Source organism: Achromobacter marplatensis (assembly GCF_002209535.1).
GTDB classification, from domain to species: Bacteria; Pseudomonadota; Gammaproteobacteria; order Burkholderiales; family Burkholderiaceae_B; genus Achromobacter; species Achromobacter marplatensis.
The window spans coordinates 479,435-494,181 of sequence record NZ_NJIG01000001.1 but is presented as its reverse complement, the minus strand read 5'-3'; the positions used below and the strand labels follow the sequence as shown (position 1 = coordinate 494,181).

The window sequence follows — 14,747 nt, the reverse complement described above, 5'->3', positions numbered from 1 at the left end:
TCGCGAGTTTACAGCTGGGTCTTCTTTCCGTTCTTGTCCCATTTGTAAACAGCAAACTCGAAGTTCTTCAAATCACCCTTGGCATCGTATTCGACCTTGCCGATGCCGGTGTTGAAGGTAGTCTTGTGCATGTAGTCCGCGACCTTGGCGGGATCTTCGCCCACGGCGTTGATGCTGTCGGCCAGGATCTGCACGGCGGCGTACGCCGGCATCTGGAAGGCGCCGTCCGGATCGCGCTTGGCGTCCTTGAAGGCCTTCACGATGCTTTCGTTGCCGGGCAGCTTGGTGAAGTCGGCCGGCAGCGTGACGAGCAGGCCGTCGATGGCCGGGCCGGCGATGGCCACCAGATCCTGGTTGGCCGTGCCTTCCGGACCCATGAACTGGACCTTCAAGCCCTGTTCGCGCGCCTGGCGCAGCAGCAGGCCGAGTTCGGGGTGGTAGCCGCCGAAATAGACCAGGTCCACGCCCGCGGACTTCAGCTTGGTGATGATGGCCGAGTAATCGCTGTCGCCGACGTTGATGCCTTCGAACATGGCGACGTTCACGCCTTCCTTGCCCAGCGAATCCTTGACCTGGGTGGCCACGCCCGAGCCGTAGGTCTGCTTGTCGTGCAGCACCGCGACCTTCTGCGGCTTCAGCGTCTTGGCGATGTAGCTGGCGGCGTACGGGCCTTGCTGGTCATCGCGGCCGATGGTGCGGAAGAAGTAATGCGGCTTGATGGTGTCCGTCACCAGCGGCGACGTGGCGCCCGGGGTGATGCCGACAATCCCCTCTTCCTCGTAGACCTTCACGGCGGCAACGGTCACGCCCGAGCACGCATGGGCCACGGCGAACTTGGCGCCGGAGTTGACCACGCGGTTGGCGGCCGGCACGGCCTGCTTGGGTTCGCAGCCGTCGTCGATCAGGATCGGTTCGAGCTTCTTGCCCTTCACGCCGCCCTTGGCGTTGATGGTCTCGATAGCGGTCAAGGCGCCGGCCTGGATCTGGTCGCCATATTGGGTGTTGGGACCGGTCATGGGCTGGGGAATGCCGATCTTGATCGTGTCGGCGGCGTGCGCGGCGCCAGCCAAGGCAAGTGCCCCAAGCGCCATGGCTACCGGGGTAAGGCGATTCAGAAACTTCATGCGGAGTTCTCCAGCGAGGTTTTGAGCGGCTCTGATCGAAACGGGTTATCGGGTGGGTACCCCGCAATCCGTATCGCGCGTCGCCGGCTTCTTGGGCAAAAACACGGTGTGGCCGGTATTCTGGAAGCAAGCCGCCATACTGTCACTGCGTGTAATCCCCAATATTTCCAGGCCAACCTTTAATCGTGACGGATCAGCGTGACAAGCCCATGAATTCACTGGATAAATCGCAAATTTGCCTTATTAATAGATTGGCAAACGACAAGATTTTGTGCTTGGCGCAATTTATGAAAAATCATTAATACGCCGTTCGAAAATGCATTTAAATACAGTACTTACGCGGGACTTACGAATAATGATTATCGCGTTAATAAAAAAGCGCACATCCGGCGGGCCTTGAGCCGCCGCGATGCACGCTTTTCTTTGGACGCCTTGCCTGCCCCGATGATCGCGATCAGGCGTTGGCGGGTTTGGCCAGGTTCCACATCAGCGCACGGAACGGCGCCAGCATGCTGATATTGACCACCAGCTTGATCGCCAGGTCGCCCATCATCCACGTCGTCCAGGGCGCGCCGGTGGCGGCGAACGCCACGCTGAAGAACACTGCCGTGTCCAGGATCGCGCCCAGCACGCCCGATACCAACGGCGCGCGCCACCAGCGCTGGTCACGCAAGCGGTCAAAGACCTGGATGTCGACCAGTTGGGCGCAGATGTAGGCCAGGCCCGAAGCCAGCGCGATGCGCGGCGACGCTACCCAGAACGACACCACCAGCGCAGCGGCAAAGCCGAACCAGACCACGCGGCGCGCGGCGCGCGGGCCAAAGCGGCGGTTCAGTACGTCAGTGACGAGGAAGGCCACCGGATACGACAGCCCGCCCCACGTCAGCCAGTCGTTCAGCGGCACCTGGACCAGGATGTTCGAGCCCACCACCACCAGCAGCATGCACAGCACGGCAACACCGAACTGCAAGCGGCTCATGGGCGGAAAGCCCCGGCTTGCCACGCTCATTTCCCGAACTCCTCGGCCAGCTCGCGCGAGCGACGGGCCGCGGCGGCCATCGCGTCTTCCACGATGCCCGTGAAGCCGGCATCGCCGAACGCCGCCAAGGCAGCAGCCGTGGTGCCGCCCTTGGAGGTGACGCGTTCGCGCAGCACCGCCAGGGGCTCGGTAGACTCGGAGGCCAGCTTGGTCGCGCCCGCCAGCGTGCCCAGCGCCAACTGCTTGGCCTGGGCTTCGGTCAGCCCGACCTTCAGGCCGCCCGCCACCAGCGCTTCGAGGAACAGGAACACATACGCCGGACCACTGCCCGACAACGCCGTCACGCCATCCAGCGCGGCATCGTCGGCCACCCAGACCACTTGCCCGACGCTTGCCAGCAAGGTGGCGGCCAATTCGCGGTCGGCTTCGCTCACGCCGTCCAGCGCGGCAAGACCCGTGATGCCCGCGCCCACCAGCGCGGGCGTGTTCGGCATGCAGCGCACCAGGCGCTTGAACGGCGCGTCAGGCGAACCCAGCCAGCCGGCCAGGGTGTCGGCCCGGATTCCGGCCGCAACGCTTACCACCAAGGTGTCGTCCTGCAACCACTGACGTGTGGAAGCCACAACATCTTTCATGTTCTGTGGCTTGACTGCGAACACCCATACGCGGCACCGCGCCAGGGCCTCGTCGGGGGCCGTCGCGGTGGTCATGCCGCGGGCCTGCCAGGCGGCATGCCCATCCTGGTTTATGTCAATGACATGGATGTTCCCGGCGGGGCATACTTTGCCAGCCAGTCCGGAGGCCAAAGCGGCCGCCATATTGCCGCCGCCAATGAACGCAATCGAAAGTTCGTTTTTCATAGCCAAGCATTGTAAACGGTCAGCTTCGTTGGGGAAAAAAAAGAAAATGTTCGTTCGCGCCTAAAACGCGCAATTTGACAGGCGTTTAGAGTGATGTGAAAGTCACGGTTTTGTCACAAACAATTCATAAGGTGTCGTGTTTTCTGTGCCCGGACAACCCGGTCGCAACACGCCCAACTGGAGGAAACCTCACCATGCGATCCCATCGTATTGCTTTAACCTTCGCCGCCATCATGACGGCTTTCGCAGGCGCCTCCGCGCATGCCGCCACCGAGATCCAGTTCTGGCACTCGATGGAAGGCGCCCTGGGCGACCGCGTGAACGGTCTGGTGGACGAATTCAACAAGAAGAACCCTGACTACCAGGTCAAGGCAATCTACAAGGGCAACTACGGTGAGTCCATGAACGCCGGCATCGCCGCGTTCCGCGCCGGCAACGCCCCGGACATCCTCCAGGTGTTCGAAGTCGGCACCGCCACCATGATGTACGCCAAGGGCGCCATCAAGCCGGTGCAGCAGATGTCCGAAGAAGTCGGCAACCCGATCGACCCGAAGGAATTCATCGGCGCGGTCGCGGGCTACTACTCGTCGGCCGACGGCAAGCTGGTGTCGATGCCCTTCAACAGCTCGACCGTGGTGTTCTACTACAACAAGGACGCCTTCAAGAAGGCTGGCCTGGACGCCGACAATCCCCCCAAGACCTGGGAAGAGCTGGCAGCCGCTGGCCAGAAGCTGAAGGCAGCCGGCCAGGAATGCGGCTACACGACCTCCTGGCCGTCGTGGGTCCAGCTGGAAACGTTCTCGGCCTGGCATAACGTGCCGTACGCCACCAAGGACAACGGTTTCGGCGGCCTGGACGCTCGCATCGCCATCAACACTCCGCTGCACGTGCGCCATCTGGAAAACCTGGCCAAGCTGGGCAAGGAAGGCATCTTCATGTACGGCGGCCGCGGCGACGAGCCGAACTCGCTGTTCATCAGCGGCAAGTGCGCCATGATCACCGGTTCGTCCGGCCTGCGCGCCAACATCGCCAAAAACGCCAAGTTCGAATTTGGCACCTCGACCGTGCCCTACTACGCCGACGTGCAAGGCGCCCCGCAGAACACCATCATCGGCGGCGCTTCGCTGTGGGTCTTCGCCAACAAGAAGCCGGAAACCTACAAGGGCGTGACCGCGTTCTTCAAGTTCCTGGCCAGCCCGGAAATCGCTGCTCGCTGGCACCAGCAGACGGGCTATGTGCCGGTCACCAAGGCTGCCTACGAACTGACGAAGAAAGACGGTTTCTATGACAAGAATCCGGGCACCGAAGTCGGCGTGAAGCAGCTGAACGTGGAAACGACCGCGCAGTCGCGTGGCCTGCGCCTGGGCTTCCTGCCGCAGATCCGTGAAATCGAAGACGCTGAAATCGAACGCATCGTGTCCGGTAAGGTTGCGGCCAAGGACGGCGCCGAGAACATCGTCAAGCGCGGCAACGAGTTGCTGGAGAAGTTCGAGAAGAGTGTAAAGTAACGCCCTTTCCGGGACGCCGGCGGGTGTTTGTCAACTAGCATTTTCCATGCAATGACAAGCACTTAGCGGCCAGACCGGATGCAAGCGCAAGGCTTAAAGCCCTGGTTTTTTTAGGGCTTTAAGCCTATCGTATTTTTATGAAAGCGGTTTCAAGCGGCGGTTAATCCAACCGCCGCTTTTCTGTACCTTGGGTTCCCCCTATGGAAAAACGCGTTGTATTCGGGCACAAGACCTTGCCCTATCTGCTGCTTCTGCCGCAGCTGATCATTACCGTGGTCTTCTTTTTCCTGCCTGCCGGACAAGCCATGTGGCAGTCCATGCGGCTTGAAGATGCCTTCGGTCTGTCGTCCGAGTTCGTCGGGCTCGACAACTTCATGGAACTGTTCTCGCAACAGGCCTACCTCGATTCCTTCCGCGTCACCGCCGTGTTCTCGGTGCTGGTGGCGGTGGTGGGTCTTGGCGTGTCCTTGCTGCTGGCCGTCATGGCCGACCGCGTGATTCGCGGCGCAGGACTCTACAAGACGCTGCTGATCTGGCCCTACGCCGTGGCGCCCGCCGTCGTCGGCGTGCTGTGGCTGTTCATGTTCTCCCCTTCCGTCGGCATCCTGGCGGTTGCGTTGCGCAAGTCCGGCGTGGACTGGAACCCCCGGCTGGACGGCAACCAGGCAATGATGCTGGTGCTGGTGGCTGCCGTGTGGAAGCAGATCTCGTACAACTTCCTGTTCTTCCTGGCAGGCCTGCAATCGATCCCGCGTTCGCTCATCGAAGCCGCCGCGATCGACGGCGCAAGCCCGGCCCGCCGCTTCTGGAGCATCGTGTTCCCGCTGCTGTCGCCCACCACGTTCTTCCTGCTCGTGGTCAACATCATCTATGCCTTCTTCGACACCTTCGCGGTCGTGGATACCACCACGCAAGGCGGTCCCGGCACGTCGACCTCGATCCTGGTCTACAAGGTGTACAGCGACGGCTTCCGCGGCCTGGACCTGGGTTCGTCCGCGGCCCAGTCGGTTGTGCTGATGTTCATTGTGGTTGCCTTGACGGTCGTACAGTTCCGGTACGTCGACCGCAAAGTGCAGTATTGATTTTGTTCGAGGCTAATAACAATGGTTGAACGCCGTCCCTGGCTGGATATTCTGGCCCACGTCATTCTGCTCTGCGGGGTGGCGATGGTGGCATTTCCGCTTTACATCACTTTCGTCGCGTCTACCCAGACCGCTCAGGAAGTGGCGCAAGCGCCGATGTCGCTGATTCCCGGTCCGCACTTTGTCGATAACTACATGCAGGCGCTGTTCGGCGGCTCGTCCGGCGGTTCGTCGGGCGCGCCCGTGGGCCGCATGATGTATGTCAGCCTGATCATGGCCCTGTCGATTTCCATCGGCAAGATCGCGATCTCGCTGCTGTCGGCTTTCGCGGTCGTGTACTTCCGCTTTCCTGGCCGCATGTTCTTTTTCTGGATGATCTTCGTCACCCTGATGCTGCCCGTCGAAGTCCGGATCGCGCCCACCTACAAGGTGGTGGCGGACCTGGGCCTGCTCAACAGCTATGCCGGCCTGACGCTTCCGCTGATTGCGTCGGCCACGGCCACCTTCCTGTTCCGCCAGTTCTTCCTGACGGTGCCGGACGAGCTGATCGAAGCCGCGCGCATCGACGGCGCAGGCCCGGTGCGCTTCTTCTTCGACGTGCTGCTGCCCCTGTCCAAGACCAGCATCGCCGCCCTGTTCGTGATCCAGTTCATCTATGGCTGGAACCAATACCTGTGGCCGCTGCTCGTTACCACCCAGGAAGACATGTACCCCGTCGTCATCGGCATCAAGCGGATGATCAGCGGCGGCGACAGCGTCACCGAATGGAACATCACCATGGCCACCGCCATGCTGGCCATGATTCCGCCGGCGCTCGTCGTCATCCTGATGCAGAAATGGTTCGTCAAGGGTCTGGTCGACACTGAAAAGTGACGCTTGCCCATCCGCACCCACCCGAACACGACTCCGAACACGAATAAACATGGCTACTCTCAGCTTCCGTAACGTCAAGAAAACCTACGCCGGCAACGTGCCGGTCATCCATGGCATCGACATGGATGTCAAAGACGGTGAATTCATCGTCATCGTCGGCCCGTCGGGCTGCGGCAAATCCACGCTGATGCGCATGGTCGCCGGCCTGGAATCCGTCACCAGCGGCGACATCGTGATCGACGACAAGGTCGTCAACACGCTGGAACCCGCCGAACGCGATATCGCGATGGTGTTCCAGAACTACGCGCTCTACCCGCACATGACCGTGTTCGAGAACATGGCCTACGGCTTGAAGATCCGCAAGTTCTCCAAGGAAGAAATCAAGAAGCGGGTCGACGTCGCCGCGCAGATCCTGGAACTGAGCCACCTGCTGGACCGCCGTCCCCGCGCGCTGTCCGGCGGCCAGCGCCAGCGCGTCGCCATGGGCCGCGCCATCGTGCGCGAACCCAAGGTCTTCCTGTTCGACGAGCCGCTGTCCAACCTGGACGCCAAGCTGCGCGTGGCGATGCGTCTGGAAATCATGAAGCTGCATCGCCGCCTGGGCACCACCAGCCTGTACGTGACGCACGATCAGGTCGAAGCCATGACCCTGGCCCACCGCATGATCGTCATGTATCAGGGCGTGCCCGAGCAGATCGGCACCCCGATGGAAGTGTTCGAAAAGCCCGCATCGACGTTTGTCGCCGGCTTTATCGGCTCGCCCCCGATGAACCTGATGGAAGTGCAAGTGGCCGGCGACGGCACGGTGCAGACCACCGACGGCATGGCGCTGGAGATCTCGCCGCTGCAGGTGCCGGCGCAGGTTCGTGGCCGCAAGGTCATCATGGGCATGCGTCCGGAACACATGCTGCTGAACACGCAAGGCGTGCCGGCGGAAGTCGAAATGGTGGAAACGCTGGGCTCGGAACAACTGGTCCACTGCCGTTGCGGCAAGACCACGCTGGTCGTGCGCTGCACCACCCGCCAGTTGTCCGAGTCGTCCGCCAAGGTGACGGACCGCGTCAACGTGGGCCCGGACGGCCGCCATCCCCTGCACTGGTTCGAAGCCGACACGGGCCGCCGCGTCCAAGGCCTGTAAGCCTTTCTGCGCATCCTCGAAAGAACCGGCGGCCAAGCGCTAGCCCGGTTCCTTTCCTAAACTCGCCGCCTGCCGGCGGCGAGTCCCTTCCCGCCTCAATACGTGTACGTCACCATCGTTCCGATGGTGTACTGGTTCCGGTCTTTCACGATCGGGCTGTCTGCCGCGTCTCCAAACAGCCGCCGTGCCTCGGCCGCGACCGTCCAGGACCAGGACTGGCTAACCGGCAGCGTCCAGGTTGCGCCCAAGCCCATGCTCTCCAGGCCGCCCTTGGGGTTGTAGCGGCGATAGCCCGATTTGGCCGATTGCCGGTCACTGACGCCGTACCAGGTGCGCATGTAGTTGCCGTCGCCCAACGTGCCGCTCAGCGCCAGGGACACCGAGCCCGCCGAACCTTCATACACCGTCGTGCTGGCGCCCAGGTTGAACATCGTATAGGCGCTACCCACGTCGCTGTCGTCGCCCTTCTTGAACGCGTGCGCCACGGTCGCCGACAGCACGACAGGCCCCAGCGCCGTTTCGGCATCCATGCCGATCTGGGCGCGGCTTTTGATGTCGCCCATGCCGCGCAGCTTGTCCGATCCCTGGAAGCCTTTCTTGTGGTCCTTGCGCGAGGCACTGGGCGACACATAGAAGCGGAACGTACTGTCCAGCGCCTGCGTCTCCCAGCCCAGGCCGTGATCAGTGCCCAGGAAGAAGCCGTTGGGACTGCGCACACCGAAACCAACGATCGGCACGACGGAACTCTCGTCGCTGCCGCTATACCGCGGCGCATAGCCCACGCCGGCCGTGCCGTAAAAGGTCCATTGGCCTTCCGGGCGCTCGTCCCCGGTCGCCACCGTCAAACCCCGAGAGCTCGCGCCCCGCTGTCCATAGACTGAACTGGCGTCCGTGACCGACAGATCGGCGGCAACGGCGGACAGGCTTGGGGCCGCCACCAGCAATGCTGCCGCGGCGGCACGGCGCGGGACAAACGACAAAAGGGGAAATCGCTTCATAAATGCATCCGGGAAACGAGGTTGATGAACGGTGCAGGCTCAGCGCGCCTGCGGGGCGCGAAATATGTCCTGTCGGCCTGGGCTAGTCGACGCCAGCGCCTTGCTTGGCCTGCCGCATCAGATGCATGGCCAGCGTCGATACAGACGCCACCAGGGGCTCGCCCGTATCGGCATTGCTCATGACCAGCACGGCAAGCTTGTCTTGCGGGGCCAACAGGTATCTGGCGTGAAAGGCTTCGGTAGCGCCGCTGTGCTCATGCAGTGGAGCGCCGCCCACGATGTCCTCGCCGCAGGGCGCGGCCAGCCAGGAGAGCGCCAGGCGGCAACTCAGGTCCAGACTGGCGCCGGATACCGTTTCCAGGTTCAGGACGGCGGTGGCGGATTCATCCTTCAGCACACGCGCGCCCCGGTACACGCCGCCGGCGAACAACATGCTGGAAAACCGCGCCATTTCGGAGGTGCTCATCCACAGGCCGTCGGCCGCCTCGTTGGGCTGCGGGCCTTCGTTCCAGGGAACGCCGCGGCGATAACCCGCCGCACGCAAATCAAGCATGCGGGCGTCTGCCCGATAGCCCGCGCGCGGCATGTTCAACGGCTGCAAGATCGTGCGGCGTACATAGTCGTCAAGCGGTTCGCGGGCCACATGCGCCACCATGTCGCCCAGCAAGGCGTACGCCATGTCAGCGCGGGCTCGGCCCATTGTGTCTTCCAGCGTGGACGGATGCAGGGTCAGCAAGTTGCGCGCGGTGTAGGGATCTGCCCCCATCCACTGCAGGGCGTTGCGGCGCGGTTCGACATGCCAATCGGGCAGGGACTGTCCGGCCGGCGCATCCAGCGGCAGGCTGCCGTCATCCGCGGCGCGCAGGACGCCTGCCGCCGTGACGATCTTGCTGATGGCGCCTACCCGGTACAGGGTGTCGCTGGTCGCGGTGCGATGCCGGACCGGATCCGCATACCCGAAACCCGTGCTCCAGACCACGCGCTGGTCGTCGACGATGGCGATCGACAGGCCAGGCACCTTGTGCTTGCCCATGTCGTAAGGAATGCGTGCTTCCAGATATCCCAGAACCGCTGCGTAGTCGCCTTTTGCGACGGTGGGCGGCGCCGCCGGCGGCAGATGCTGACAGCCGCCGGCGGCGACCAGCAACGACCCGATGGCGACGAGGCGGCTAAGGGAAAACATGGTTGGCGGCAAACCCTCTTCAAGAAGAATGCCGTCATGCTATCCACGCGCCCGAGCCGGATCTTTCCCGCTTTGTATGGAGTTTGTGAAGATTCGGAGCGCGTTTTGTGAAGTTTCTTTACGCCTGTCGCCGACGCCGCGTCAGTCCGCCTTCCAACTGACCACGAAACGCGCGCCCCCCAAGGGGCTGTCGGTGGCCAGCGCCGTGCCGTTATGCCACCGCGCGACCCGGCTCACGATGGCCAGCCCCAACCCGGTGCCGCCCGTGCCGCGGTCGCGGCTTTCGTCCAGGCGGATGAAGGGCTCGAAGATGCGTTCGCGGTCGGCGGGCGGCACGCCCGGCCCGTCGTCATCCACCGTCAGTACGTATTCCTGCGGCGCCGGGCTGGTCAGGCTGACCTGCACCCGGCCGCCGGCATGGCGGATGGCGTTCTGCAGCAGATTCAGCAGCGCCCGCGTCATGTAGCGCTGGTGTAGCCTCACTTGGGCCACATCGCACTGCGACACGGCACAATGCACGCCCGAGACGCCGGCTTCGTAAGCCGCGTGCTGCACGACGGAATCCAGCCACCCGCGCGCATCCTGCGCCCGCAGCGCGACGTCGTCGCTTTTGTGTTCCAGTCGGGCGTACATCAGCAGTTCGGATGCCATGCTGTCCAGTTCCGCCACGTCGTTCTTCATTTCCTCGACCAACCGCTTGCGCGCTTCGGGGTCGGCTTCGCGATCGATCATGTCCAGTTCAAAGGACAGGCGGGCGATCGGGGTGCGCAGTTCGTGCGACACGGCGTTGGTCAGGTCGCGCTGATTGCTGATCAGCGCGCCGATGCGGTCGGACATCTGGTTGAATGTCTCGCCCAGGTTGCGGATGCTGGAATGGCGCGACAGCCGCGCCCGCGCCTGCAAATCGCCCTGCCCCATCCGCTGGGCCGCGGTCTTCAGCGCTTCCAGGTCACGCCAGATGGGCAGCGCCCACACCAGCATGAACGCGCACAACAGCAACCCCAACGCGGAATAGATGCCCGCGATCACCCACGGGCCGATCGGTGGCTCCGGAGGCAGCTTCACTTCGATCCACTGCGCCCCCGGCCCTGGAATGGCGGTGACGAACGTCATCAGCTTGTCACGCAGGAAAAAGCCGCCGTCGGCGATCGTCTTGCGTTCTTCTTCCGTCAGTTGATAGCTTGCGGCCTCGTAGTCCGCGGGATCCAGCACTTTCAGCCCCAGGCCGTAATGCGGAGCCAGCGCATCGCGCACATAACTCGCGCGCGCCTCTGGTGCGACCCGCCCCACTTCCTGGGTCAGGCTGTGGAGTTGCCCCCGAACAGCTTCGCGCGCGTACGCCGCATTGACCGGCTCGAAGAAGTAATTTGCGGTCCGATCCACCACTTCGTTGGAGATGACGAAACCGATCGCCATCACCACGAAGAGCCGCAGGACAAACTTAAGCATCGCTGCCCTCGTGCGCCTTGGGCGAGAACAGATAGCCCTTGCCCCACACGGTCTTGATGCGCGCCGGATCGCGCGGGTCGTCGTCCAGCTTGCGCCGCAGCTTGCTCACGCAGACGTCCACGCTGCGATCCAGCCCATTGAATTCAATACCCCGCACGGCATTAAGCAAGTCGTCGCGGGTCAACACCTGGCCGGCCTGGCTGGCCAGCGCCCAGAGCATCTCGAATTCCATCGTCGTCAGATCGACTTCCACGCCGGCATGAACGACGGCGCGCGTGCGCCGGTCAATGGTCAGCGGCCCGAACTCCAGATGCTCCGGCGGCTCGTCCAGCTGATTGTGGCGACGCATCAGCGCGCGGATTCGCGCAAGCAGCACGCGCGGCTCCACGGGTTTGATGACGTAATCGTCGGCGCCGGACTCCAGCCCCAGGATCTGGTCCAGGTCGTCCTCGCGCGCGGTCAGCATCAGGATGGGCGCGGACGAGAACGCGCGCAGATCGCGGCACACCTGCAGGCCATCCCGTCCCGGCAGCATCAGATCCAGGATGGTGATCGCCGGCTCGTGGCGGCGGAACGCTTCCACGGCGTGGTCGCCGCGGTAGGCCTGGGCGACGTTGAACCCGTGTTGCTCCAGGAACTGCGCGATCAGGCGCGACAGCTTGGGATCGTCTTCAACTAGTAGGGCCTTGGTCATAATGTGCGGACAAGAGTAGGTCTAGGGGCCGCTGCGCTTTCGCGGGCGGTGGTCCGGCCGTTCGACACCGCAGTGGCGGTCCGGTTCCCGGCAGGGGGCACTCAAATGCAAAAACCGGGCCGGAAGTCTGTGGCTTCCGGCCCGGTGGTCATGCGGACGCTTGCGGGTCCGCATCCGATGCCGCGGGCGATAGGGCCGACGACCCTATGCCCGCTGGCGCATCACTTGTAGACGGTCTTGGAACCATCCTTGTGCCAGGTGAACACGTCGAACGAGAAATTCGTCAGGTCACCTTGCTTGTTCCACGACACCTTGCCGATCGGCGTGTCGAAGGAATTGGCGTGCAGGTACTTGGCAACCTTGGTCGGGTCGTCCGAACCCGCGCCCTTGATGCCGTCCGCGATGACCTGGGTGGCCGTGTAGGCCGTCATCTGGAAGGCGCCGCCGGCATTGCGCTTCTTGGCTTCGAAAGCCTTGACGATATCGGCGTTGGCGGCGTTCTGGGTGAAGTCGGCCGGCAGGGTCACCAACATGCCTTCGACGGCGTCGCCGGCGATGGCGTTGATGTCCGGGTTGCCCGCGCCTTCCGGACCCATCCACTTGGCCTTCACGCCTTGCTCGGCCGCCTGGCGCAGCAGCAAGCCCATTTCAGGGTGGTAGCCGCCGTAGTAGACGAAATCGACGCCTTGGCTCTTCAGCTTGGTGATCACGGCCGAGTAGTCGCTGTCGCCGGCATTGATGCCCTCGAACACCGCGACCGGCACGCCGCCCTTTTCCAGGTCGTTCTTGACGGCCGTGGCGATGCCCTGGCCATACGACTGCTTGTCGTGCAGCACGGCAGCCTTCTTCGGCTTGATCTTCTCGAGCACAAACTTGGCGGCGGCGGGGCCTTGCTGGTCGTCGCGGCCGATCGTGCGGAAGATGAACTCGTAGTTCTTGCCATCCGTCAGCGCCGGGGCCGTGGCCGACGGCGTCACCATGACGACGCCTTCATTGTTATAGATGTCCGCAGCGGCGATGGTGGCGCCCGAGCACACGTGGCCCACGACGAATCCGATCTTGCTGTTGACGACGCGGTTGGCGGCCACCGGACCCTGCTTGGGTTCGCAGCCGTCGTCGATGACCACGGTTTCGAGCTTCTTGCCGTTCACGCCGCCAGCGGCGTTGATGCGCTCGACAGCCGTGTCGACGCCTTCACGGACCATGTCGCCATACTGGGTGACGGCGCCGGTGGTGGGGCCGACAACGCCAATCTTGATGGTTTGCGCTTGCGCTCCCGCCGCAAACGTCAGGCCAGCGGCGACTCCCAGCGCCGCAATGACCGGGGTCAGACGAAATACTGGCTTCATGAGTGGACTCCTCTAATCGCTTGTAATCGTTGGTTTTTGAACCGGGCGGACGCTTCAAACCGATGTGGTCACGCCCCGTTACTGTGCATGTGCACGGCAAGCATACACTGAAAAAACCCCGCTTTTGGAGCCCATCCGGCCCGACTTCCGGTGCTCTTGGCGCACCTGGGTGCCGCATCGCGGGCAGGTGCCGCTTTATACCCGGCACCATCTATGCAAAGGACGATTTATTCGTTTGAGTTACTAGGGCGTCGCGGCATCATGGCCGCCATGAGACTCCAACCGATCATCGTCCCCGGATGGAAAAACTCCGGACCGGACCACTGGCAATCACGCTGGGCAACCCTGCTGCCCCACGCCGTGCGCATCCAGCAGCGCGACTGGGAGAACCCGGCCGCGCCTGAATGGATTTCCACGCTGGCCACCGAAGTCGACCAGGCCCGCAGCCCGGTGCTGCTGATCGCCCACAGCCTGGGCTGCCTGATCAGCGCCGCCCTGCCCGTCCCGCTACGGGCCAAGGTCGCGGGGGCATTGTTGGTCGCGCCCGCCGATGTCGAACGCCCCGACGCGCCCGATTGCTTGCGAGGGTTTGCGCCCATTCCGCGCCAACCCTTGCCGTTCCAAAGTGTGGTCATCGCCAGCGACAACGATCCCTACTGCCGCCTTGAGCGTGCGCGCGCCTTCGCGCAGGACTGGGGCAGCCGGGTCGTCGTGCTTCCCGGCGCCGGACACATCAACGCCGAAAGCGGCTTGGCCGACTGGCCACAGGGGCTGAAGATATTCGGCGCATTGCGCCGTCGCGCCTCGTGGCGCATTCCCACCCCCGCCAAGCGGATACCGCCTGTTCCGGTCTGCGGTGTGTCGTGACCAACTGCTCATCGTGGCACCCGCGCAAGCGCACCTTCCCGGTGCGTTTTTTTTGCCACAAATCTGCAGGCAATTGACCCAGGATTAGCCAGGTTTGGTCTTTTTGTTGTTCGATTCTTGCAAGTTTTGCAGGTCACAACAGGAAAGATCGAGATTTTCGTCACTCCTGAATTGTTTTGATTAATCTTGCCCAATACTAGTTACAAATGGTTGATATCCTACGGCCCGAGACGCTTAAGACAGCATTTTGAAAGCATGGCTTCCGGTGTTTCGCGGGGTGTGTGCTTTTGGGGTCAATCTGGCTGACAGTACGGTTACGGTAAAATCGGCAAGTTTTAAATCAATTTGTTTCTGCAAACGCACCCAAAGACGCCCCTTCATCCACGAATGAAGCCGAGAACGCGTCGGAGCAACAGAGAACAGAACAATCAAGTAATGGGCATAACAATTATTTACACGGCGCGCCGGCAGCAGCGCCAATGCAGAGTACAGGTCAAGGGGGCCATCCCAGCGATGGCAGCAATAGGGAGAACCGCCACATCCGGCCGTATCGGCCGCACTTGATCCTCAGGCGCAGTTCGCCCTGCTCGGGTCTCTAGGCGTCCGGATTCACCGGCACAAGGCCGTTACAGGCCACATTCCC

General features: G+C 62.8%; 13 protein-coding genes. 5 read left to right on the top strand and 8 right to left on the bottom strand.

The window, feature by feature from the left end:
• Nucleotides 1-8 precede the first annotated feature (8 nt).
• From CEY09_RS02100 to proC, 3 genes are all read right to left on the bottom strand, one after another.
• Nucleotides 9-1,124: a high-affinity branched-chain amino acid ABC transporter substrate-binding protein gene (locus tag CEY09_RS02100; protein WP_006222169.1), complete on the bottom strand. Its 1,116-nt coding sequence runs from the start codon at nucleotides 1,122-1,124 to the stop codon at nucleotides 9-11.
• Between the two features lie 454 nt (nucleotides 1,125-1,578).
• Nucleotides 1,579-2,133: a queuosine precursor transporter gene (locus CEY09_RS02095; RefSeq protein WP_088587346.1), complete on the bottom strand. Its 555-nt coding sequence runs from the start codon at nucleotides 2,131-2,133 to the stop codon at nucleotides 1,579-1,581.
• The gene (gene proC, locus CEY09_RS02090) at nucleotides 2,130-2,963 is read right to left on the bottom strand and encodes a pyrroline-5-carboxylate reductase (RefSeq protein ID WP_006222171.1); all 834 of its coding nucleotides are present in this window, start codon (nucleotides 2,961-2,963) and stop codon (nucleotides 2,130-2,132) included. Before proC ends, CEY09_RS02095 begins: the two co-directional genes overlap by 4 nt.
• 194 nt (nucleotides 2,964-3,157) lie before the next feature.
• On the opposite strand from proC, the gene ugpB reads away from it, so the two are divergent.
• The 4 genes from ugpB to CEY09_RS02070 all read left to right on the top strand — a co-directional run bounded on the left by ugpB (nucleotide 3,158) and on the right by CEY09_RS02070 (nucleotide 7,564).
• Nucleotides 3,158-4,471, top strand: coding sequence for a sn-glycerol-3-phosphate ABC transporter substrate-binding protein UgpB (ugpB, locus tag CEY09_RS02085; protein WP_006222172.1), 1,314 nt, complete (start codon nucleotides 3,158-3,160; stop codon nucleotides 4,469-4,471).
• A gap of 200 nt (nucleotides 4,472-4,671) precedes the next feature.
• The gene (ugpA, locus tag CEY09_RS02080) at nucleotides 4,672-5,553 is read left to right on the top strand and encodes a sn-glycerol-3-phosphate ABC transporter permease UgpA (protein ID WP_006219636.1); all 882 of its coding nucleotides are present in this window, start codon (nucleotides 4,672-4,674) and stop codon (nucleotides 5,551-5,553) included.
• A gap of 21 nt (nucleotides 5,554-5,574) precedes the next feature.
• Nucleotides 5,575-6,426 (top strand): sn-glycerol-3-phosphate ABC transporter permease UgpE, encoded by an 852-nt coding sequence (gene ugpE / locus CEY09_RS02075; RefSeq protein ID WP_006222173.1) that lies wholly within the window; start codon nucleotides 5,575-5,577, stop codon nucleotides 6,424-6,426.
• 49 nt (nucleotides 6,427-6,475) lie between these two features.
• Complete coding sequence (locus CEY09_RS02070) at nucleotides 6,476-7,564, top strand: sn-glycerol-3-phosphate import ATP-binding protein UgpC (protein WP_088587345.1); 1,089 nt, start codon at nucleotides 6,476-6,478, stop codon at nucleotides 7,562-7,564.
• Nucleotides 7,565-7,659: 95 nt separating this feature from the next.
• Here CEY09_RS02070 and CEY09_RS02065 read toward each other — a convergent pair whose 3' ends face one another.
• The 5 genes from CEY09_RS02065 to CEY09_RS02045 form a co-directional block, all read right to left on the bottom strand.
• Nucleotides 7,660-8,562: a MipA/OmpV family protein gene (locus CEY09_RS02065; RefSeq protein ID WP_234818203.1), complete on the bottom strand. Its 903-nt coding sequence runs from the start codon at nucleotides 8,560-8,562 to the stop codon at nucleotides 7,660-7,662.
• An 82-nt stretch (nucleotides 8,563-8,644) separates the two neighbouring features.
• Nucleotides 8,645-9,745 carry a serine hydrolase domain-containing protein gene (locus CEY09_RS02060; protein WP_088587344.1) on the bottom strand — a complete coding sequence of 367 codons (1,101 nt, stop codon included), beginning with the start codon at nucleotides 9,743-9,745 and terminating at the stop codon, nucleotides 8,645-8,647.
• A gap of 141 nt (nucleotides 9,746-9,886) precedes the next feature.
• The gene (locus CEY09_RS02055) at nucleotides 9,887-11,194 is read right to left on the bottom strand and encodes an ATP-binding protein (protein WP_088587343.1); all 1,308 of its coding nucleotides are present in this window, start codon (nucleotides 11,192-11,194) and stop codon (nucleotides 9,887-9,889) included.
• Nucleotides 11,187-11,888: a response regulator gene (locus CEY09_RS02050; RefSeq protein ID WP_006222178.1), complete on the bottom strand. Its 702-nt coding sequence runs from the start codon at nucleotides 11,886-11,888 to the stop codon at nucleotides 11,187-11,189. The genes CEY09_RS02055 and CEY09_RS02050 overlap by 8 nt, the downstream gene beginning before the upstream one ends.
• A gap of 221 nt (nucleotides 11,889-12,109) precedes the next feature.
• A complete protein-coding gene (locus CEY09_RS02045) occupies nucleotides 12,110-13,237 on the bottom strand; it encodes a branched-chain amino acid ABC transporter substrate-binding protein (protein WP_088587342.1) in 1,128 nt (375 codons plus the stop codon).
• Between the two features lie 270 nt (nucleotides 13,238-13,507).
• Between CEY09_RS02045 and CEY09_RS02040 the strand changes: the two genes are divergently transcribed.
• On the top strand, nucleotides 13,508-14,104 hold the full coding sequence (locus tag CEY09_RS02040; protein WP_088587594.1) for an RBBP9/YdeN family alpha/beta hydrolase: 597 nt from the start codon (nucleotides 13,508-13,510) through the stop codon (nucleotides 14,102-14,104).
• Nucleotides 14,105-14,747: the final 643 nt, after the last annotated feature.